This window comes from Pseudacidovorax intermedius (assembly GCF_001476815.1).
Taxonomy (GTDB): Bacteria; Pseudomonadota; Gammaproteobacteria; order Burkholderiales; family Burkholderiaceae_C; genus Xenophilus; species Xenophilus intermedius_A.
Map to the genome: position 1 here is coordinate 1 of NZ_LDSL01000047.1, position 18,874 is coordinate 18,874.

An 18,874-nucleotide genomic window follows, 5' to 3' on the forward strand; every position below is an offset into this window, starting at 1 on the left:
GGGTGGCTCGGGTGGCTCGGCCGGATCGATCTCAGTAACTAGCGCTTTAATTTTTTCTCGTTTCGCCTTTGGGAGTAGCTCAAATATAAAATCCTGCGTTTGTTTGTGCAGCGCTGAAAATGTATTGCGTTCCGAATATATACAAAGCAGCAGGCAATTCTGCATTACTTGCCGCATGTCGCGAACTAGCGATTCGCTCTGAAGTCGGAGCAGCTTGATTTCTTCAAGAGATTTTCTTAAAACTAGGCTGCGAGAATCTGTACTATGCACCGATGTCGAAAGCAGCGCGTACAGCCGGGGTAGCTCCTTAAACTCCACGTCAAGCGGGGAGGCAAAGCACGGTAGAAATCCACAGTGCTCACGCAACTCCCTCATTTCCAGATAGTATTTATTTCTCGAATGCAACCATCCATACTCAATAACATGGTCGCGGAAATAATGATGTCGCCAAAAATTCTCAATTATGCTTCGAAGGTAAAACCTTCCCGCCCGAGCGTCTCCGTTGAGCAAGACATGAACAAGATGTACGGCGTCCGACGCAAGTTCTTGAAAAAAAACACTCTGATGAGGAGCCAAGGCACGATCAACTGCCATGGCCCGAGCAAGAAAGGAAAATGCCACTGAAAACCTGTGCGCTGTGGCGATGGTTGATTTTTGCTTGCCCTCATCCTCCAGCCTAGACTTCTCTGCGCCATTCCAATACTTCTTAAAGTCGTCCTTAACCGTCTTCGACGGATTGGCGACCACAGGGCGCACGGTAGACACAGCGTCGGGAATCATCACATGCCTTTTATGAGCTCGGACCAACGATAGATGAAGCTCTCACTATCTTTTGAAGAGTCCCTGACAACTTTGCTCAGTCGTTGAATGAAAGCTTTCTTTTGCTCATAATTCATATCTTCGAATTCTTTATGAACCCTTGAAACGTACCGGCTTCGAGCTTCCTTTGGACGTCCTGGGATTCCTGTAGCAGCTATAGCGTCTGATAATGACGGAAATACTTTTTCGTCGGCTAGCAACGTCTTCAGACTAGACTCATCCATATAGAACGAGTTCTTTTTTGTATATGAACCTTTATCAGAATGCCGAACTACTTTCCAGCCATCGTCATCACGATAGACAGCAGACCGCTTTCTAGCTTGCTCATCAGAACCGACGTCCATGAGGTTGGTTTGATGAGTGCCTAGTTCACTCTGCTCTACCTCATCGTGAAGCGCGGCAAGATTTTTAACGACCGATTTAACTGTTAAGCTATTTGTCAGGCTCTTGTCATTCAAAAACGACATTAGCTCTTCATGGGAGTATTGGGCAGCAAGCTCGTAAATTTTTGCTGTTAGTGCAAGCCCTGCGCGGCGGGTCAATAGTTTACTCATAGCAAAGCGGCAACTCTATTTTCAAATTCTCGACAAATACCATTTAAAGCGGTCTTTACTTCGTTGAACTTACCGCCCTTGGTAGACAGCTGAAGCGGCAAATTCTTGTCCGCGGCCTCCGCAACGCCTGTGGTCTGACCAATCGTATCTTCAAAGACTTGACCTGCATACTGTCGGCGCACTAACTTCATCGTATCGGTCATCGCCTCGGTCTGTCGAACCTGACAAAACACCAAGCCTAGCAGGTAAAGCGCCTGACCCGCTCGATCTTCGTAATCCTGCATTGCGCGCTCCAGAAGAGGCAGCCCTAGAACTGAGAGAGGGTCTGGCTTTATTGGAACAAGGTAAGCATCAGAGGATAGGAATGCACTGTAGCTAAATAGTGATGCCGTAGGGGGGCAGTCGATCAAAATATATTCGTAGCTGCTCCGTACTTTGTCTAAAAACACCCGTAGGCGATTCTCCGTGCCGCGAGGTGCGGCATCAAGTTTCATCAAGTCGAGCGTAGACGGGAGAACATCAAGTCTGTGTCCACCCCGTATTACGGGAATGATGGCACTGGCCGGAGTTGGTTTGGCGGGAGCAATGTCCTCTATCCCGTTTGGCATAAATATATTTAGAACTGTGTGACGATTTTTCAGCCAGCCCAAATATGTTGCCGTATCAACAATCCACTGAGTTGCGTTGAATTGCGGATCTATGTCGACCAAGAGAACTCTTCTCCCCTTCATGGCAAGTTCCCAGGCCAAACCCACTGCAAGAGTTGTTTTCCCGACCCCGCCCTTCATGTTGATAAGCGAGACGACGATTGCATTGGGCATTCTGACTCCTTTTGCAGATGGTAGCGCACATACTCACCTGCCGAGGCATGCGCCCTTCTTTCAGTTGAGAAGGCATGCCGCCAACTGCCCGCCTTGGCAACCTTGAGGCACTAGGGCGCTCAGAGCGGTTTATATTCAGCCTCGCCCGTGCAGCCGAGGGAGACCATCCCGATGCTCGGTGCGCGGACGCGGTCGTCGGTCGTGCTGAGGGGGTTCGTCATGGTGGGGTCGTCGTGGGTGCGTCGGTTGCGCTGGCGCAAGCGCATCGCGCCTTGAGCCATGAAAGGGCTGAGCAGTCGGGGCCCGGTCGGTGGCAATGCCCGGACTGCGACAAAGGGCCGACGGCGGGGCCGGCAAATGGGCGCGGATTGTAATGGCCGCCCCGGTTCGGCGCCGTCCTCCGGCTTTGTGCCCCGGCCGTGCGCGGTTGCGCGCCACGAGGTGGCGCCGCATCATCCACCGCCATGCGGACGCTCGCCACCCTCCTCTGGCGCCGGCTCGACCAGCCTGGCCATGACGCCTGCCGCGTGTCCCTGCACGATGCGGAATATCGGATCGAGGGATGCGCCGTGTTCCGCCACACCGACGGCCGGGCGGCGCAGCTGTCGTACCGGGTCCTGTGCGACACGCGCTGGCAGACCCGGGCCGCCACCGTCCGGGGCTGGCTGGGCGACGCGTCCGTCCACCTCTCGATCCTCCACGATGCCCGGCAGGGCTGGCTGTTCGACGACGTGCCCGTGCCGTCGGTGGCCCATTGCCTCGACGTGGACCTGGGCTTCACCCCGGCGACGAACCTGCTGCCGCTGCGGCGGTTGAACCTGGCGCCCGGGCAGGAGGCCAAGGTGCCCGCGGCCTGGTTCGACCCGTCCACGGGCATCCTGCAGCCGCTGCCGCAGACCTACTGCCGGCTGGATGGCTCGCGCTACCACTACGAGGCGCCCACGCTGGGTTTCGAGGCCGAGCTGCGGGTCGGCGCCGAAGGCCTTGTGCACGACTACCCGGGTCTCTGGCGCGCCGAAGCCTGAGGCCACCCTCAGCCCGGAAAGCGCACCCGCACCCGCAACCCGCCCAGCGTGGCCGAGCGGTCGAGCTGCAGTTCGGCGCCATGCAGTTCGGCCACCGAGCGAACGATCGCCAGGCCCAGGCCGCTGCCGGGCGCACTGGCGTCCGCGGCGCGGAAGAAGCGGTCCCACACGCGCAGGCGGTCGGCCTCTTCCAGCCCAGGGCCGGAATCCTCCACCACCAGCAGCACGCCGCCGCCCTCCTGCGCCTGCTGCACGGTGACGTCCACGCGGCCGTTCTGGGGCGTGTACTTGACGGCGTTGTCGACCAAATTGCGCAGCAGGATGCGCAGTGCGTCGATGTGGCCCTCGACGCTCACGGCGTCGGCGCGCGCGAGCCCCAGGTCGATGTGCTTGGTTTCGGCCGCGGCGACGGCGTCGGCCACCGCCTCGCGGGCCAGCATCGCCAGATCGACCGGCGCCGCGGTGCCGCCCGCCGCGGCATGGGCCTCGTTGCGGGCCAGCGTCAGCAGTTGCTCCACCAGCCGCGTGGCGCGGTCGATGCCGGCGGCCAGCCGCTGCACGGCCTGCTCGTGGGCGGCCGGGTCGCCGGCGCGCCGCAGCAGTTGCACCTGCAGCTTGAGGGCCGCGAGCGGGGAGCGCAGCTCGTGCGCCGCATCGGCCACGAAATGCTTCTGCGCATCGAAGGCGCGGCGCACGCGGTCGAACAGCAGGTTGAGTTCGGCGACCAGGGGCCGCACCTCCTCGGGCAGGCCCTCCTCGCCCACGGGCGACAGGTCGTCCGGCTGGCGCGATGCCACCTGGCTGCGCACGCGCGCCACCGGCGCCAGCGAGCCGCTGACCACCCACCACACCACCAGCATGAGCAGCGGCGCCATCAGCGCGATGGGCGCCACGGTGCGCAGCGCCAGGCCGCCGGCCATCTGGCGGCGCGCCGCCATGTCCTGCGCCACCTGGATGACCAGGCCGCGCGCCTGCATGGACAGCACGCGGTAGGTGGTGCCGCGCGCATTGACCTCGGCGAAACCCAGCACGGCCAGCTGGGGCAGCAGCGCCTCGTCGGCGGATTCGAAGATGCGCTGGCCGTCCTGCGTCCACACCTGCACCACGAACTCGAAGTTCTGGTCCGAGGGCCCCAGGCCGCTGACGGCGGCGCTGGGCGGCAGGCCGGCGCGCAGCGACAGGGCCATCTGCTGCATGTGGTAGTCGAAGATGGCGTCGGCCTCGCGCAGGACGGTGCGGTAGGTGACCAGCGCCTGGATGCCGCCGGCCAGCACGATGGCCGCCAGCAGGAAGACGAGCAGGCGCGCGCGCAGCGAATGCATGACGCCCGGCCAGCGCATCCTCACTCCTTGGGCACCATGTAGCCCACGCCCCGCACGTTGCGGATCAGGTCCGCGCCCAGCTTCTTGCGCAGGCCGTGGATGTAGACCTCGACGGCATTGCTGCTGATCTCGTCCTTCCAGCTGTAGAGCTTTTCTTCCAGCTGCGGGCGCGACAGGATCAGCCCCGGCCGCGCGATCAGCGCCTCGAGCACGGCCCATTCGCGCGCCGACAGCACGATGGGCTTGCCTTCCACGGTGGCCTCGTGCGTGGCCGGGTTCAGGCTCACGCCCTTGTGCTCGTAGACCGGCTCGGCCCGGCCCGCGGCACGGCGCAGCAGCGCGCGGATGCGGGCCAGCAGCTCGTCCAGGTCGTAGGGCTTGAGCACGTAGTCGTCGGCGCCGGCGTCCAGGCCCTCCACGCGCTGCTGAATGGCATCGCGCGCGGTGGTGATGAGCACCGGCATGCGCTGCTTGCGGCCCCGCAGGTTGCGCAGCACCTCCAGCCCGTCGCGGCGCGGCACGCCCAGGTCGAGCAGCACCAGGTCGTAGTCCTGCGTGCGCAGCGCCGATTCGGCGGCCTCGCCGTCCTTGACCCAATCGACGGCGTAGTGCTCGGCGCGCAGCAGGTCGAGCACGGCCTCGCCGATCATGACGTCGTCTTCCAGCAGCAGCAGGCGCATGGCGTCAGCGGCGTTCGATCAGCTGGCCGCGCAGTTCGCCGTCGGGATAGCGCGCGGTGTGCAGGTTGACGTACCAGCGCCCGGCCAGCAGTTCGGCCTGCTGCGAAGGCGTGAGGTTGGCCCGGCCTTCGGGCGCGCGGTTGGGCGAGGCGTCTATGGTGATGACCGGCGGCGCATTCATGCCGATCAGCGCCGGGCCGTGGAAATGCGCGGCGGTGACCGGGCCGCTGAGGTTGCTGTAGGCCAGGCGCCAGCGCAGCAGGCCGGTGCTCTTGTCCAGCACGGCGTCGAGCGTGCCGGTGCCCATGCTGGCGACCGGCGGCACCTGGTTGCGGCCGTCCAGGCGTGTGCTGAAGGCGGACAGCTGGGGCTGGCGCGGCGGCTGCTGCGGTTGGGGCGCCGGCCAGGGCGTATCGAGCGGGACCGAGGTGCAGCCGGCCAGCACGGCCGAGGCCAGGGCCAGGCCCAGGAAGCGACGGGAGGGTTGGAACAGGGTGACAGCCATGCGGCGACCTTATCACCGCTGCGTGGCCGGGCCAACCGCGGCCGGTGCCGGCGCTGCGGCGACCGCGCCCTGCCCCACGGCCGTGCCGGGCCGCCGGACGCGGCCGTCGTGGGGGCCGGCCAGGTCGTAGGTGGTCACGCCGCCGCCCTGCGTCTGCCGCTGCAGCCAGCCGGGATGGCCGAGCGTGCGCTGCATGTCGCGCAGGCCGGCGGCCCAGTGCGCCTGCACGCTGGTGCGCGAGAACTCGTAGTCCTTGGCCTCGTGCTCCCAGTTCTCGGCGCGGTGGATGAGGTGGACGATGTCGATGGGTGCGCTGCGCAGTTGCTCGCACAGCGCCCGCATGCCGGGCTCCTGCAGCCGCTCCGGCGGCAGCTGGTCGAGCAGCCCGGCCAGGGCCTGCTGCAGGTTGACGTTGGCGCTCAGCACGTCGGTGTTGAGCCGCGTGCGGCTGGAGTACTGGATGTCCTTCTGCCGCGCCATGACCTCGCCGAGCGTGGTGGGCATGGCGCCTCGGGCGCTGAACAGGTCCACCTGCAGCACCAGCAGCCGGCGGCTGCGCAGGTGCTCGTCCAGCACGTACTGCAGCGGCGTGTTGGAGACGACGCCACCGTCCCAGTAGTCCTCACCGTCGATGTGCACCGGCGCAAAGCCCGGCGGCAGCGCGCCGCTGGCCATGATGTGCTCGGGGCCGATGCGCACCCGCCGGTTGTCGAAGTAGACCGAGTTGCCGGTGCGCACGTTCACCGCGCCCACCGAGAAGCGCATGCCGCTGTCGTTGAGCCGGTCGAAGTCCACCAGGCGCTCCAGCGTGGCCTTGAGCGGCGTGGTGTCGTAGTAGCTCAGCACCGGCGCCGCGGACCCGAGCAGCAGCGACGGATCCATGCGCGGCGTGAAGAAGCCGGGAATGCCGGCCACGATGGCCGCATTGGCGCTCCATTCGCCCAGCAGCCGCCGCTCGCCCGCCCAGGCCGGCAGCCGCTGGCCGGGCGCGGAAGAGACCAGCTGCCAGAAGGCCTGCAGCTGCGCCACCCGGCGCTCGGGCGGATTGCCGGCGATCAGCGCGGCGTTGATGGCGCCGATGGAGACGCCGGCCACCCAGTCGACGTCGTGGTGCTCATGGGCCAGGGCCTCGTACACGCCGGCCTGGTAGGCGCCGAGGGCGCCGCCGCCCTGCAGCACCAGGGCACGGACGGTGCCGGCATCGGCGGCGAGGGCGGCCGGGGAGGACGTCGGGCGTTCGGGGGCGGAGGAGTCGCGTCGTGCAGCCATGGCCGGATTGGACACGATCGCCGCCAGCGCTGGCTTAGCCGGCGCTTAGGACGTCAAGGCCTCAGTCCAGGCTCGCGCCCGACTCCTTCACCAGCGCTTCCCAGGCCGGCGCGTCGCGCCGGTAGGCGGCCGCGAAGGCCTCCGGCGTGGAGGCCGCCACCGAGAAGCCCATGGCCACGATCCGCGCGCGGATCTCCGGCTGCTCGCAGAGCTGCTGCACCTCGCGCGACATGCGCTGCACGATCTCCGGCGGCGTGCGCGCCGGGGCCGCCATGCCGACGAAGCCGACGATGCGGTAGGCGTCCTCGCGCATGCCCTGCTCGGCCAGCGTGGGCAGCTGCGGCAGGATCTCCATGCGCTGCTCGCCCGTCACGCCGATCAGCCGCAGGCGGCCGGTGTCGGCATGCGGCTTGGCGCCCAGGGCGCTGGCGAAGGCCATCTGGATCTGGCCGCCGATCAGGTCCTGCAGCATCAGGGCCTCGCCCTTGTAGGCCACGTGCGCCATGTCGGCGTTCTGGCTGCGGCTCATGAAGGCGCCGCCCAGGTGCGCATAGGAGCCGATGCCCCAGGAACCGTACGCCACCTTGCCGCGATTGGCGCGCACGTAGGTCAGCAGCTCCTGGGCATTCTTCGCGGGCACGCTGGGGTGCACGGCCAGCACCACCGGCGCCACGGCCACCTGCGAGACCAGGGCCAGGTCCTTCTGCGGGCTGTAGGGCAGCTTGCTGTAGAGGAACTGGTTGATCAGCAGCGAGGTGCTCAGCGCCACCGTGAAGGTGCTGCCGTCCGGCGCGGCCTTGGCGACCATGTCGGTGCCCAGGATGCCGCCGGCGCCGCCACGGTTGTCGACCACGATGGGCTGGCCCAGCTTCGGCGCGAGCTTTTCCGACAGCAGGCGCGCCACGATGTCGGTGGCGCCGCCCGCGTTGAAGGGCACGACGAAGCGGATCGGCTTGTCGGGCCAACTGGACTGGGCCTGCGCCAGAGGCAGCAGGCCGGCCGCGCCCGCCGCGGCGGTGGCGCGCAGCAGGTGGCGGCGGCTCAGGCCGAAGGATCGGATCGAGGTCATGGTCATGGTCTTGTCTCCTTTTCTTGCTTCCACTTGAAATCGTCGGGCGGCGGTCAGCCGTCGCGCAGGTGCACCTTCACGGGCAGGGGCGCCAGCGCGGCCCGCAGCGCTTCGCGCGCAGCGTCGGTCCAGCCGGCGCCCAGGTGCACGGCCACGTCGGTCGCGCCCTCGGGCTCGATGCGTACGCTGCCCACGTCTGCGCCCTGCCCCGCCACAGTCTGCCGCACCACCGCCACCGCGGCCATCTGCCGCAGTTCGGGCTTGTAGATCTTGCCCACGTTGGTGGTGGGCAGGGCCGGCAGCACCGCCACCCACTTGGGCCGCGCTGGCGGCTCGTCCACGCGGGCACTGGCGAAGGCCAGCAGCTCGGCCTCCGTGGCCTCGGCGCCCGGCCGCAGCGTGGCAAAGAGCACCGGCAGCTCGCCCGCATAGGCATCGGGCGCGCCCACGGCGGCGCAGGTCTGCACGGCGGGATGCGCGCCCAGGGCGTCTTCCAGCATGCCGGGGTCGATGTTGTGGCCGCCGCGGATGATCAGGTCCTTGGCGCGGCCGGCCAGGTGCAGCAGGCCCTGCTCGTCCAGGCGGCCGAGATCGCCCGTGGCCAGCCAGCCATCGGGCGTGAAGGCCTTGGCCGTGTCCCGCGGGTCCAGGTAGCCCGGAAAGACGTTGGGCGACTTGAACAGCACCATGCCGGTCTCGCCCGGTGCCACCTCGCGCGCGCTGGCACCGCCTTGCGCATCGAGGGCCACGATGCGCACCTGGGCATGCGGCGGCACGAAGCCCACGCAGCCGGCCGGCGCATGCACGCCACGCGGCGTCACGCTGCTGATCCCGGCCATCTCGGTCATGCCGAAGCTCTCGTGCACATGCAGGCCGAACAGCCGCTCGAAGCGCGCGCCCAGTTCCGCCGGCAGCGGCGCCGCGCCCGTGCGGCAGTAGGTGATGGAGGAGATGTCGGCGCCGTTCAGCGGCACGTTGGCCAGCGCCGCCAGCATGGTGGGCACGGCGGCGAGCACGGTGGGCCGGTAGCGCTCGACGAGCTTCCAGTAGTTGCGCACCACCTCGCGATTGCGCATCAGCAGCGTGGTCGGGATCACGATCTCGGCACCGGCCGAAAGCGAGGCCAGCGCACCCGGCAGCACGCCCGCCACATGGAACAGCGGAAAGCCGGCGATGCCGACGTCGGCACTGTTCGTGCCCTGCGTGACGACGCTCGCCCAGGCAGTGAAGACCTGGTTGCCGTGCGTGTGCAGCGCGAGCTTGGGCGCGCCGGTGGTGCCGCCGGTGTGGAAGCAGGCCGCCACGTCCCCGGCGGCGATCGCGCGGCCGCTCAGCAGGCGGTCGCCGGGCTGGGCCGCCAGCGCTTCGTGGAAGTGCAGCGCGCCGGGCGGCAGCGCGGGCGCGTCTGCTGGCGCCTCGTCGTGTGGCGCCACCCGCAGCACGTGCCGCAATCCAGGCAGGCGCGCCTGCAGGCGCAGCGCCTTGGCCCAGTAGTCCGCATCCTCGGGCGCGCCATAGGCGATCAGCGCCTTCGCGCCGGTGGCCTGCAGCAGCGCCACCAGCTTGTCCTCGGTCAGCAGCGGATTGAGCGGCTGCACGATGCAGGCCGCCTGGCCGCCCCAGTGGGCCAGGTGGTAGTCCAGGCATCCGGGCAGCAGCGCGGCGACGGTGTCCGTGGGTCCCAGGCCCAGCGCATGCAGCGCGTTGGCGGTCTGGTGCATCCGCGCCAGCAGCTCGGCGTAGGTCCAGCGCAGCGGCGGCGTGTCGGGGTTGCCGTCGCGCAGGAAGGTCAGTGCCGTCTTGTCGCCGAAGGCCAGCGCCGCGTTGCGGATCAGCTCGTAGGTGCTGCGCGCGGGCAGCGACTCGGCCAGCGGCGTGGCCGCCAGGCGCTCGATGTCGGCCCGGCTGCGCACCGGGAAAGGCGCGGCCAGCGGCGGATGCCGTGGCGGCCAGGCCTGGGCGGAAGGCGCGGCGGCGGCAGCCATCAGTTCACCGCCACCTGCTTGTCGCGGATCACCTTGCCCCACTTGTCGAAGTCGGTGCGCATGCGGTTGGCCATCTGCGCAGGCGCCTGGTACTCGGCGATGGCGCCGGCCTGGATCAGACGCTTCTGGATGTCGGGCTCCGCCAGGATCGCCTTCACCTCGCGGCTGACGCGGTCGATGACCGGCTGCGGCGTGCCGGCCGGCGCCAGCAGCCCGCCCCAGGACACGGCGTCGAAGCCCTTGAAGCCCTGCTCGGCCACCGTCTTCACCTCGGGCAGCTGCGCGATGCGCTGCGGCGAGCCGACGGCGATGGCGCGCAGCTTGCCCGCCTGGATGTGCGGCAGCGCCGCGACCAGGTCCGCATACATCACCGGCACCTGGCCGCCCAGCAGGTCGGTCACGGCCGGCGTGCCGCCCTTGTAGGCGATGTGCTGCATGTCGAAGCCGCCCAGGTCCTTGAGCATCTCGGTGGTCAGGTGGCCGAAGCTGCCGGGGCCCGAGCTGGTGTAGTTGAGCTTGCCGCCCTCGGCCTTGGCCTTGGCGATGAGGTCGGGCAGCGTCTTCACGTCGGGCAGCACTGTCGGATTGACCACCATCACGATGGGCAGGTCGTACACCGTGGCGACGGGCGAGAAGTCCTTGGCCGTGTCGTAGCCGGCGCTCTTGTACAGGTGCGGCGCCAGCAGCGTGGGCGTGGCCAGCATCATGAGCGTGTAGCCGTCCGGCGCGCTCTTGGCGACGAACTGCGCGGCGATGGTGCCGGAGGCGCCGGCTCGGTTCTCCACCACCACCGGCTGCTTCAGGCGCTCGGCCAGCTTCTGGCCTACGAGGCGCGAAGCGGTGTCGGTGGGGCCGCCCGGCGGGAAGGGCACGATCAGCTTGATGGGCTTCTCGGGCCAGGCCTGGGCAGCGGCCGGCAGTGCGGCCAGGCCGAGGGCGCCGGCCGCGGCGGCGAGAAGAAGGCGGCGGGCGATGGGAGCGTGGTGGGTCATGGGATGTCTCCGGGTCCTCGTGAGACCGTGTCGTCAAGGCAGGAAAGGCCGGCGACCATCCGGGTGGGATGCCGCCGCGAGAAGAAAAGCAATCAGAGCGCGCCGGACTGCCGCAGCGCGCCGATGCGGTCCGCGTCCAGGCCGAGCAGCTCGCCCAGCACGTCGTCGGTGTGCTGGGCCAGGCCCGGCGGCACACGGCGCACCGGCACGCGTGCGCCGTCGAGGCGGTAGGGCGGTGAGAGCACGGGCACGTCCTGCGCACCGTCCTCGGAATAGCGGGTGAGCAGTCCCGCATCGGCGGTGCGCCTGGACTGCAGTGCCTCCAGCAGGCCCAGCACCTCGCCGCAGGGAATGCCGGCGACGCGCATGCGGTCCAGCAGCAGCGCGCGCGGCCGCCTGGCGAGTTCGGCGCGCAGCTCGGGCAGCAGCGTGTGGCGGTTGCGCGAGCGCGCGAGGTTGGTGGCATAGCGCTCGTCGGTCGCCATCTCGGGCCGCTCGATCACGTCGCTGCAGAAGCGCTGGAACTGCGTGTTGTTGCCCACGGTGATCACCACCGGCCCGTCGGCCGCGTCGAACACGCCGTACGGCACGATGGACGGATGGCCATTGCCGTACTTGGGCGGGTCACCGCCCTGCAGCAGCGCCTCCATGCCGTAATAGGCGGTGATCATCAGGCCGCAGTCGTACAGCGCCATCTCCACATGCCGGCCCTGGCCGGTGCGCTGGCGGTCGAACAGCGCCGCCAGAATGGCCTGCGCCGAGTACATGCCGGTGAACATGTCCACCGCCGCCACGCCGAACTTGAGCGGGCCCTGCCCTTCCTCGCCGTTGAGTGCCATCAGGCCGGCCTCGCCCTGCACCACCAGGTCGTAGCCGGGACGGGCCTTCTCGGCGCCGCCACGCTCGTAGCCGGTGATCGAGCAGTACACCAGGCCCGGGTTCAGCACCCGCAGGTCGTCGTAGCCCAGGCCCATCTTCTCGATGCCGCCGAACTTGAAGTTCTGGATCAGCACGTCGCACTTCGCGGCCAGTTCGCGCGCCAGTTGCTGGCCCTCGGCCGTGCCCAGGTCGATGCCGATGGAGCGCTTGTTGCGGTTGGCGCTGTTGAAGTAGCTGGTGTTGCGCGCGCCCACGCGCAAGCCCCAGTCGCGCGTGTCGTCGCCACGGCCGGGATGCTCGACCTTGATGACCTCGGCCCCCAGGTCGCCGAGGGCCTGGGCGCACATGGGGCCGGCCAGCACGCGTGACAGGTCCAGCACGCGCACGCCTTCCAGCGGCAGGCGCATCGTCATGCCGCCACCTCCGCGTTCAGCGCCATGTAGCGCGCCAGGTGGTGGTCCTCGTCGCCGAACTGGTGGTCGATCATCACCAGCCGCTTGGCGTAGTGCGACAGCGGCAGCTCCCAGGTCATGCCGATGCCGCCGTGCAGCTGGATGCTCTCCTCGGCCACCAGGGTGCCGATGCGGCCGATGCTGTACTTGGCAGCCGACAGCGCCTTCTCGCGCGCCAGGCGGTCGGCACCGTCGATGGCGGCTGCCGCGTTGATGACGGCGGAGCGGGCCTGCTCCACCTCCAGCAGCAGGTCGGCCATGCGGTGCTGCAGGGCCTGGAAGCTGCCGATGGGCACGCCGAACTGCCTGCGGGTGCGCAGGTATTCGAGCGTGTCGCGCTTGGCGACTTCCATGGCGCCCAGGGCCTCGGCGCACAGGGCCAGCACGCCCCAGCCGGTGGCGCGCTCCAGAATGGCCGCGCCCTCGCCTTCCGCACCCAGCAGTGCATCGGCGGGCAATTGCAGGCCGTCGAGCATCAGCTCGGCCACGCGGCCACCGTCGATGCGCGGGCAGTCGCGGCGCACCAGACCGGGCGCATCGCCCGGTACCAGGAAGAGCGAAATACCCGGCACATCGTCGATGCCGCCGCCGGTGCGGGCCGAGACCAGCAGCAGGTCGGCCTGCGCGCCGAGCGCCACCACGGCCTTGGCGCCGTCGAGGCGCCAGCCCTCGCCCTGCCGGACGGCGCGCGTCGCCACACGGTGGGCTTCGTAATGCGAGCCGGGTTCGTCATGCGCCAGCGCGGCGAGGGTGCTGCCATCGACCAGCCCGGCGACGCGGGCCTGCTGCGCCTCGCTGCCCGCGGCGGCCAGCGCCTGCCCCACCACCAGTGCGCCGAGGAAAGGCTCGACCACCAGGCCCTTGCCCAGGCTCTCGAACACCACGGCCACGTCGAAGCCGGTGCCGCCGAAGCCACCCACGGCCTCGGGCAGCAACGCGCCGATGGCGCCGATCTCGGCCATCTGCGCCCAGTGCGCGCGGCTGAAGCCCTCGTCGCTCTTGGCGATGCGGTCGCGGGCCTCGAAGCCGTACTGATCGGCGATGAAGCGGTCCAGGGAATCCGCCAGCATGCGGCGGTCTTCGGTGTGCTCGAAGTTCATAGGCCGAGGATCATCTTGGAGATGATGTTCTTCTGGATCTCGTTGGAGCCGCCGAAGATCGACAGCTTGCGGTTGTTGAAGTACTGGGCGGCCAGCGGCGCGGCCTCCTCGGGGCCGACGGCGGGCTCGTCCCAGCCCTCGTGCAGCGCGGCCTCGATGAAGGGCTGCGCATAGGGGCCCATGGCGCGGCGGGCCAGCGACGAAATCTCCTGCCGGATCTCGGTGCCGCGGATCTTGAGCATGGAGCTTTCCGCGCCCGGCACGCCGCCGCCGGCCACGGCGGCGATCACGCGCAGGTTGGTGGTCTTCATGTTCTCCAGGTCGATCTCCACCTTGGCGAGCCGTGCGGCGAAGAGCGGGTCCTGCGCCAGCGGCCGGCCGTGGCGCTGCACCTTCGCGGCGATGCGCTTGAGCTTCTCCAGCGCGGCCACCGAGAAGCCCACGCCCGCGATGTTGGTGCGCTCGTAGGTCAGCAGGTACTTGGCATAGGTCCAGCCCTTGTCCTGCTCGCCGACGAGGTTGGCGGCCGGCACCCGCACGTCGGTGAAGAAGACTTCGTTGACTTCGTGCTCGCCGTCCAGTGTGATGATGGGCCGCAGCTCCACGCCCGGCGCATCCATGTCCACCAGCAGGAAGCTGATGCCCGACTGGGCCTTGGCCTCGCGGTTGGTGCGCACCAGGCAGAAGATCATGTTGGCGTAGTGGCCGAGCGTGGTCCAGGTCTTCTGGCCGTTGACCACGTAATGGTCGCCGTCCAGCACGGCCGTGGTCTTGACCGAGGCCAGGTCCGAGCCGGAGCCGGGTTCGGAATAGCCCTGGCACCACCAGTCCTCGCCGCTCAGGATTCGCGGCAGCCAGTACCGCTTCTGCGCCTCGCTGCCGTACTTGATGAGCACCGGCCCCAGCATGTTGACGCCGAAGGGCACGATGCGCGGCGCACCGGCCAGCGCGCATTCGTTCTCGAAGATGAACTTCTGCACCGCGCCCCAGCCCGGGCCGCCGTACTGCTCGGGCCAGTGGTTGGCCAGCCAGCCGCGTTCGTTGAGGATGGCGTGCCACTCGGCCATGTCCTCGCGCGTCAGGCGCAGGCCGCGCTTGACCTTGTCCGCGATGCGTGGGGGCAGCCTGTCGTGCAGGAACTGCTGCACCTCGCTGCGGAAGGCCTCTTCCTCGGCCGTGAAATTCAGGTCCATGGGTGGTCCTTTGGGGTGAGCACCGCCCTGCGCCTGCCGGCGCATCCGCGGTGTCGGGGATCGATGAAGGGAGAGAGGCGGCTCAGCGCGCCTGGTTCAGGCTCGAAAAGTCGCGGCCCTCGGCCACCAGCTTCTCGAGCAGCGGCGCGGGTTTCCAGAACAGCGGGTCTTCCTTGGCGAAGGTGCGGATGTCGTCGAGCACCTTCGGCAGGCCGACCATGTCGGCGTATTTCATCGGACCGCCGCGAAAGCGCGGAAAGCCGTAGCCATAGAGGAAGGTCACGTCCACGTCCAGCGGCCGCAGGGCGATGCCTTCCTCGACCACCTTCGCGCCCTCGTTGACCATGGCGGCCATGTAGCGGCGCATGATTTCCTCGGGCGTGAACTGGCGCGGCACGATGCCCTTCTTCTGGCGCTCGGCGTCGACGATGGCCAGCACCTCCGGATCGGGCTGGCCAGTGCGCGCGCCTTCGGGGTACAGGTAGAAGCCGCGGCCGGTCTTCTGGCCGAACCAGCCGCGCTCGCACACGCGGTCGGCCACTTCCACATAGCGGGCCTTCGGATCGCGCGTGGCGGCGCGGCGCTTGCGCGTGGCCCAGCCGATGTCGCCGCCGGCCAAGTCGGTCACCTGGAAGGGGCCCATCGGATAGCCGAAGCCGCGCACGGCCTCGTCGATCTCGTAGGGGCTGGCGCCGTCTTCCATGATGTAGTCGGCAGCCTGCTTGTAGACGGCCAGGATGCGGTTGCCGATGAAGCCGTCACACACGCCGGCGCGCACCGGCACCTTCTTCATCTTCTTCGCCAGCGCGAAGGCGGTGGAGACCACGTCGGCGCTCACCTTGGCCGGCACCACGATCTCCAGCAGCTTCATGATGTTGGCCGGACTGAAGAAATGCAGCCCGATCACGTCTTGCGGCCGCGAGGTGCTGGCCGCGATGGCGTCAATGTCCAGGTAGGAGGTGTTGGTGGCCAGCACGGCGCCGGGCTTGCAGACGCGGTCCAGCTCCTTGAAGACCGCCTTCTTGACCTCGATGTCCTCGAACACGGCCTCGATCACCAGGTCCACGTCGGCGAAGGCGGCGTAGTCGGTGCTGCCGCTGAAGCGGGCCATGACCGCCGTCTTGGCCTCGGGCGTCATGCGGCCCTTCTTGATCAGGCCGTCGTAGACCTTCTCCACATTGGCCCGGCCGCGGGCGATGGAGGCGTCGTCGCGCTCCACCATCACCACCGGCAGGCCGGCGTCCAGCGCCGACACGGCGATGCCCGCGCCCATGGTGCCGCCACCGACGATGCCCACGGTGTCCAGCTTGCGCGGCTGCGCGGCCTTCGCCTCGGGCACCTTCACCACTTCGCGCTCGGCGAAGAAGGCATGGATCAGCCCCGCGCGCTGCGGGCTGTCGATGCAGGCCATGAAGGCCTGGCGCTCCAGCGTCATGGCCTCGTCAAAGGGCTTGTCGAGCGCGGTCTGCACGGCCTCGACGATCCTGTGGGGCGAAAACAGGTTCTTCGACTTCTTGGCCGTGTCGGCGCGGGCGGCGTCGATGGCCGCCTGCGCCGCCGCGCGGTCGGCCAAGCCCTGCGCATCGCGGGTACGGCGCACCGGCGCGTTCGAGGCCAGCAGTTCGTGGGCATAGGCCAGGCCGGCGGCCACGGCATCGTCGCCCTCGGCCAGCCGATCCACCAGGCCCAGCGACAGGGCTTCCTGGGCCTTGACATGGCGGCCGCTGAGCATCAGCTCCAGCGCCGCTGCGGCACCGATCAGGCGCGGCGCGCGCACCGTGCCGCCGGCGCCCGGCATCAGGCCCAGCTGCACCTCGGGCAGGCCCAGCTTGGCATCGGCCAGCGCGACGCGGTAGTGCGCGGCCATGGCGATCTCCAGCCCACCGCCCAGCGCCGCCCCGCGCAGCGCGGCCACCACCGGCTTGCCGCAGGCCTCGATGCGGTTGCACACCTCGGGCAGCGAGGGCGGCTGCGGCGTCTGGCCGAACTCGCGGATGTCGGCACCCGCGATGAAGTTGGCGCCCTGGCCCACGATCAGCACCGCCTTCACCCGCGGCTCGGCATCGGCGGCCTCGATGGCGGCCATCAGCCCGCGGCGCACGGCGGTGGACAGGGCATTGACGGGCGGGTTGTCCACCGTGATCTGCAGGATCTCGCCCTGGATCTGGTGGCGGACGGCCTCGGCAGGCGTGGCGGGGGTCGTGGTCATGAAGCGGCTGTCTCCGGGAAATGCGGGGGCCGGCACGCAGGCGCCGGCAACGCCCCATTCTTGTCCCGCTCGCCCTGGATGACAATCCGCCGCTTGCTTGACAGACTGTCAAATGGGATTTGACGATGGACCTGAACATGCTCTCCCTGCTGGTGGAGATCATCGAGGCCGGCAACCTGAGCGAGGCCGCCCGCCGCCTGCGCATGAGCCGCGCCAACGTGAGCTACCGCCTGGCCCAGTTCGAACGCACGCTGGGCCAGCAACTGCTGCGCCGCACCACCCGCCGCATCGAGCCCACCGAGATCGGGCAGCGGCTCTATGAGCACGGCCGCGCCATCCGGGATGAGCTGCTGGCCGCCCGCGAATCGGTGCAGATGCTCGGCCAGAGCCTGCAGGGCCGCATCCGGCTGTCGGTGCCCAGCGGTTACGGCCAGCAGGTGATGGCGGCCTGGCTGATCGACTTCAAGCGGCAGTACCCCGGCATCGTGCTGGACGTGGTGTTCGAGAACCGGGTGGAAGACCTGCTCCAGGGCGAGGTGGACATCGCCGTGCGCGTGATGTCCGAGCCGCCGCAGAACCTGGTGGCGCGCGACCTGGGCCGCGTGCGCTACGTGGCCTGCGCCTCGCCCGCCTATGCGCGGGCGCACGGCCTGCCGCAGTCGCTGGAAGCGCTGCGCCAGTCGCCGCTGATCACGGCCATGGTGATCGGCCGCCAGCTTCGCGTGGCCGCCTATCTGGGCGCGGAACGCCACGAGGTGCTGCTGGAGCCGACGCTGATCTCGGAGAACTTCGAATTCCTGCGCCAGGCCATCGAGGCCGGCCTGGGCGTGGGCATCGTGCCCGACTACGTGGTGCGCAACGCCGTCGAGAGCGGCGAGGTGCTGACCACGCTGGACGAATGGCGGCTGTCCATCTTCGGCAACCACATGTACATGCTGTACATGCCCAACCGCCACCACACGCGGGCGACGACGGTGTTCATCGACTACCTGCTCGCACGGGTGCGCGAGGCCGACCGCGACGGCTGAGGCGCGTCGCGCAGCTGGTCGGCCAGCGCCTCGCGCACCACGGCCAGTGCCCGGTCGTCGTCGGCGCCCTTGCGGGTGACGAGCGTCAGCTCCAGGGTCGGGGCATTGCGGCCCAGGCGCAGCTCGCGCACCGGATAGGCCTGGCACAGCGCCGCATCGAGCAGATGGATGATCGACACGCCCAGGCCGCCACTGACCATGGCGATGATGGCCGGTGCCGAATCCAGCTCCAGGCTGCCGCGCTTGTCCGGCACCAGCGACAGCACATGCCGCGCCGCCATCGCGCCGGTGACGGTCGAGCGGTCGTAGCGGATCCAGTCGTGGCGGCGCAGCAGTGCCGTGGGGCTGGCCTCCGGCGCCTCGGGCGGCGCGATCATCACCAGCTCGCGCCGGGCCAGCGGCCACCAGCGCAGCCGGTCGCTGCCGCCCTTGGCCGGCATTGCAACCACCGCCGCGTCGATCTGGCCGGCTTTCACGTCCGCGATCAGCGATGCGCTGCGGCCCCGGACCGGCCGCACGGCCAGCCGGCCATGCGCGGCCCGCAGCGCCGACAGCGTGCCCGGCAGCAGCGAGGGCAGCAGCGATTCGATGATGCCCAGCCGGACGGTGCCCTCGATGGCCATGGTCGGCCGCCGGCGCAGCTCGTCGATGCGCTGCAGGCCGTCGCGCATGGCCGCGGCCACATCGAAGGCCGCCACCCGCGGGCGCACCTGCGGCCCCGAGCGGTCGAACAGCGGCAGGCCCAGGTACTGCTCCAGCTGCTTCATCTGCATGCTCACGGCACTCGGCGTGAGGTTCATCTGGGCAGCGGCGCCCGCAAAGCTGCCGGTGCGGATCACGGCATGCAGGGTGGCAAAGGCTTCGACCTTCATCAACGTCCTTGATGTTCAGAGTCAAGAATCATCGCTTTTTCTTGATCCTGCGCAAACCTAGACTGCTTCTCCATCAGCCCATGCCGGCCAGCGCGATGCG

The 18,874-nt window shown here is 68.4% G+C and carries 17 protein-coding genes; 2 read left to right on the top strand and 15 right to left on the bottom strand.

Annotation, left to right across the window (positions count from 1 at the left end; all coding sequences use genetic code 11):
* From NS331_RS26045 to NS331_RS25420, 3 genes are all read right to left on the bottom strand, one after another.
* A partial coding sequence (locus NS331_RS26045) for a hypothetical protein (RefSeq protein ID WP_153012765.1) occupies positions 1-780 on the bottom strand: 780 nt, incomplete at its 3' end.
* Complete coding sequence (locus tag NS331_RS26050) at positions 780-1,373, bottom strand: hypothetical protein (protein ID WP_153012766.1); 594 nt, start codon at positions 1,371-1,373, stop codon at positions 780-782. The genes NS331_RS26050 and NS331_RS26045, both read right to left, overlap by 1 nt.
* A complete protein-coding gene (locus NS331_RS25420; protein WP_082702310.1) occupies positions 1,370-2,194 on the bottom strand; it encodes a ParA family protein in 825 nt (274 codons plus the stop codon). The genes NS331_RS26050 and NS331_RS25420 overlap by 4 nt, the downstream gene beginning before the upstream one ends.
* A gap of 464 nt (positions 2,195-2,658) precedes the next feature.
* On the opposite strand from NS331_RS25420, the gene NS331_RS06790 reads away from it, so the two are divergent.
* Positions 2,659-3,219 (top strand): putative glycolipid-binding domain-containing protein, encoded by a 561-nt coding sequence (locus NS331_RS06790; RefSeq protein ID WP_058641249.1) that lies wholly within the window; start codon positions 2,659-2,661, stop codon positions 3,217-3,219.
* A gap of 8 nt (positions 3,220-3,227) precedes the next feature.
* Here the strand turns inward: NS331_RS06790 and NS331_RS06795 are convergent, their stop codons facing one another.
* The 11 genes from NS331_RS06795 to NS331_RS06845 form a co-directional block, all read right to left on the bottom strand.
* The gene (locus NS331_RS06795; RefSeq protein WP_058641250.1) at positions 3,228-4,559 is read right to left on the bottom strand and encodes an ATP-binding protein; all 1,332 of its coding nucleotides are present in this window, start codon (positions 4,557-4,559) and stop codon (positions 3,228-3,230) included.
* A 2-nt stretch (positions 4,560-4,561) separates the two neighbouring features.
* Positions 4,562-5,221, bottom strand: coding sequence for a response regulator (locus NS331_RS06800; RefSeq protein WP_058641251.1), 660 nt, complete (start codon positions 5,219-5,221; stop codon positions 4,562-4,564).
* Between the two features lie 4 nt (positions 5,222-5,225).
* Positions 5,226-5,726, bottom strand: coding sequence for a CHRD domain-containing protein (locus tag NS331_RS06805; protein ID WP_058641252.1), 501 nt, complete (start codon positions 5,724-5,726; stop codon positions 5,226-5,228).
* Positions 5,727-5,738: 12 nt separating this feature from the next.
* Positions 5,739-6,995 carry a patatin-like phospholipase family protein gene (locus NS331_RS06810; RefSeq protein ID WP_058641305.1) on the bottom strand — a complete coding sequence of 419 codons (1,257 nt, stop codon included), beginning with the start codon at positions 6,993-6,995 and terminating at the stop codon, positions 5,739-5,741.
* A 61-nt stretch (positions 6,996-7,056) separates the two neighbouring features.
* Complete coding sequence (locus NS331_RS06815) at positions 7,057-8,070, bottom strand: Bug family tripartite tricarboxylate transporter substrate binding protein (protein WP_440589367.1); 1,014 nt, start codon at positions 8,068-8,070, stop codon at positions 7,057-7,059.
* 47 nt (positions 8,071-8,117) lie between these two features.
* Positions 8,118-10,049, bottom strand: coding sequence for an acyl-CoA synthetase (locus tag NS331_RS06820; protein WP_058641253.1), 1,932 nt, complete (start codon positions 10,047-10,049; stop codon positions 8,118-8,120).
* Positions 10,049-11,041 carry a tripartite tricarboxylate transporter substrate binding protein gene (locus NS331_RS06825; protein ID WP_058641254.1) on the bottom strand — a complete coding sequence of 331 codons (993 nt, stop codon included), beginning with the start codon at positions 11,039-11,041 and terminating at the stop codon, positions 10,049-10,051. The genes NS331_RS06820 and NS331_RS06825 overlap by 1 nt, the downstream gene beginning before the upstream one ends.
* A 92-nt stretch (positions 11,042-11,133) precedes the next feature.
* Positions 11,134-12,333: a CaiB/BaiF CoA transferase family protein gene (locus tag NS331_RS06830; protein ID WP_058641255.1), complete on the bottom strand. Its 1,200-nt coding sequence runs from the start codon at positions 12,331-12,333 to the stop codon at positions 11,134-11,136.
* A complete protein-coding gene (locus NS331_RS06835) occupies positions 12,330-13,472 on the bottom strand; it encodes an acyl-CoA dehydrogenase family protein (protein WP_058641256.1) in 1,143 nt (380 codons plus the stop codon). Before NS331_RS06835 ends, NS331_RS06830 begins: the two co-directional genes overlap by 4 nt.
* Entirely contained in the window at positions 13,469-14,665 is a 1,197-nt protein-coding gene (locus NS331_RS06840) for an acyl-CoA dehydrogenase family protein (protein WP_058641257.1), read from the bottom strand. Before NS331_RS06840 ends, NS331_RS06835 begins: the two co-directional genes overlap by 4 nt.
* An 82-nt stretch (positions 14,666-14,747) precedes the next feature.
* A complete protein-coding gene (locus NS331_RS06845; RefSeq protein ID WP_058641258.1) occupies positions 14,748-16,874 on the bottom strand; it encodes a 3-hydroxyacyl-CoA dehydrogenase NAD-binding domain-containing protein in 2,127 nt (708 codons plus the stop codon).
* A gap of 125 nt (positions 16,875-16,999) precedes the next feature.
* Here NS331_RS06845 and NS331_RS06850 point away from each other — a divergent pair, with 125 nt between their 5' ends.
* Entirely contained in the window at positions 17,000-17,902 is a 903-nt protein-coding gene (locus NS331_RS06850) for a LysR family transcriptional regulator (protein WP_058641259.1), read from the top strand.
* Here NS331_RS06850 and NS331_RS06855 read toward each other — a convergent pair.
* Positions 17,860-18,774 carry a LysR family transcriptional regulator gene (locus NS331_RS06855; protein WP_082702311.1) on the bottom strand — a complete coding sequence of 305 codons (915 nt, stop codon included), beginning with the start codon at positions 18,772-18,774 and terminating at the stop codon, positions 17,860-17,862. The genes NS331_RS06850 and NS331_RS06855 overlap by 43 nt on opposite strands.
* Positions 18,775-18,874 lie beyond the last annotated feature (100 nt).

What these genes read in the sequence shown, in the direction of transcription:
- NS331_RS06835 (WP_058641256.1), bottom strand. Translation starts at nt 13,472, where the DNA reads ATGAACTTCGAGCACACCGAAGACCGCCGCATGCTGGCGGATTCCCTG.
- NS331_RS06800 (WP_058641251.1), bottom strand. Translation starts at nt 5,221, where the DNA reads ATGCGCCTGCTGCTGCTGGAAGACGACGTCATGATCGGCGAGGCCGTG.
- NS331_RS06815 (WP_440589367.1), bottom strand. Translation starts at nt 8,070, where the DNA reads ATGACCATGACCTCGATCCGATCCTTCGGCCTGAGCCGCCGCCACCTG.
- NS331_RS06805 (WP_058641252.1), bottom strand. Translation starts at nt 5,726, where the DNA reads ATGGCTGTCACCCTGTTCCAACCCTCCCGTCGCTTCCTGGGCCTGGCC.
- NS331_RS06810 (WP_058641305.1), bottom strand. Translation starts at nt 6,995, where the DNA reads ATGGCTGCACGACGCGACTCCTCCGCCCCCGAACGCCCGACGTCCTCC.
- NS331_RS06850 (WP_058641259.1), top strand. Translation starts at nt 17,000, where the DNA reads ATGGACCTGAACATGCTCTCCCTGCTGGTGGAGATCATCGAGGCCGGC.
- NS331_RS06790 (WP_058641249.1), top strand. Translation starts at nt 2,659, where the DNA reads ATGCGGACGCTCGCCACCCTCCTCTGGCGCCGGCTCGACCAGCCTGGC.
- NS331_RS06855 (WP_082702311.1), bottom strand. Translation starts at nt 18,774, where the DNA reads ATGAAGGTCGAAGCCTTTGCCACCCTGCATGCCGTGATCCGCACCGGC.
- NS331_RS25420 (WP_082702310.1), bottom strand. Translation starts at nt 2,194, where the DNA reads ATGCCCAATGCAATCGTCGTCTCGCTTATCAACATGAAGGGCGGGGTC.
- NS331_RS06845 (WP_058641258.1), bottom strand. Translation starts at nt 16,874, where the DNA reads ATGACCACGACCCCCGCCACGCCTGCCGAGGCCGTCCGCCACCAGATC.
- NS331_RS06825 (WP_058641254.1), bottom strand. Translation starts at nt 11,041, where the DNA reads ATGACCCACCACGCTCCCATCGCCCGCCGCCTTCTTCTCGCCGCCGCG.
- NS331_RS06840 (WP_058641257.1), bottom strand. Translation starts at nt 14,665, where the DNA reads ATGGACCTGAATTTCACGGCCGAGGAAGAGGCCTTCCGCAGCGAGGTG.
- NS331_RS06820 (WP_058641253.1), bottom strand. Translation starts at nt 10,049, where the DNA reads ATGGCTGCCGCCGCCGCGCCTTCCGCCCAGGCCTGGCCGCCACGGCAT.
- NS331_RS06830 (WP_058641255.1), bottom strand. Translation starts at nt 12,333, where the DNA reads ATGACGATGCGCCTGCCGCTGGAAGGCGTGCGCGTGCTGGACCTGTCA.
- NS331_RS06795 (WP_058641250.1), bottom strand. Translation starts at nt 4,559, where the DNA reads ATGCGCTGGCCGGGCGTCATGCATTCGCTGCGCGCGCGCCTGCTCGTC.
- NS331_RS26050 (WP_153012766.1), bottom strand. Translation starts at nt 1,373, where the DNA reads ATGAGTAAACTATTGACCCGCCGCGCAGGGCTTGCACTAACAGCAAAA.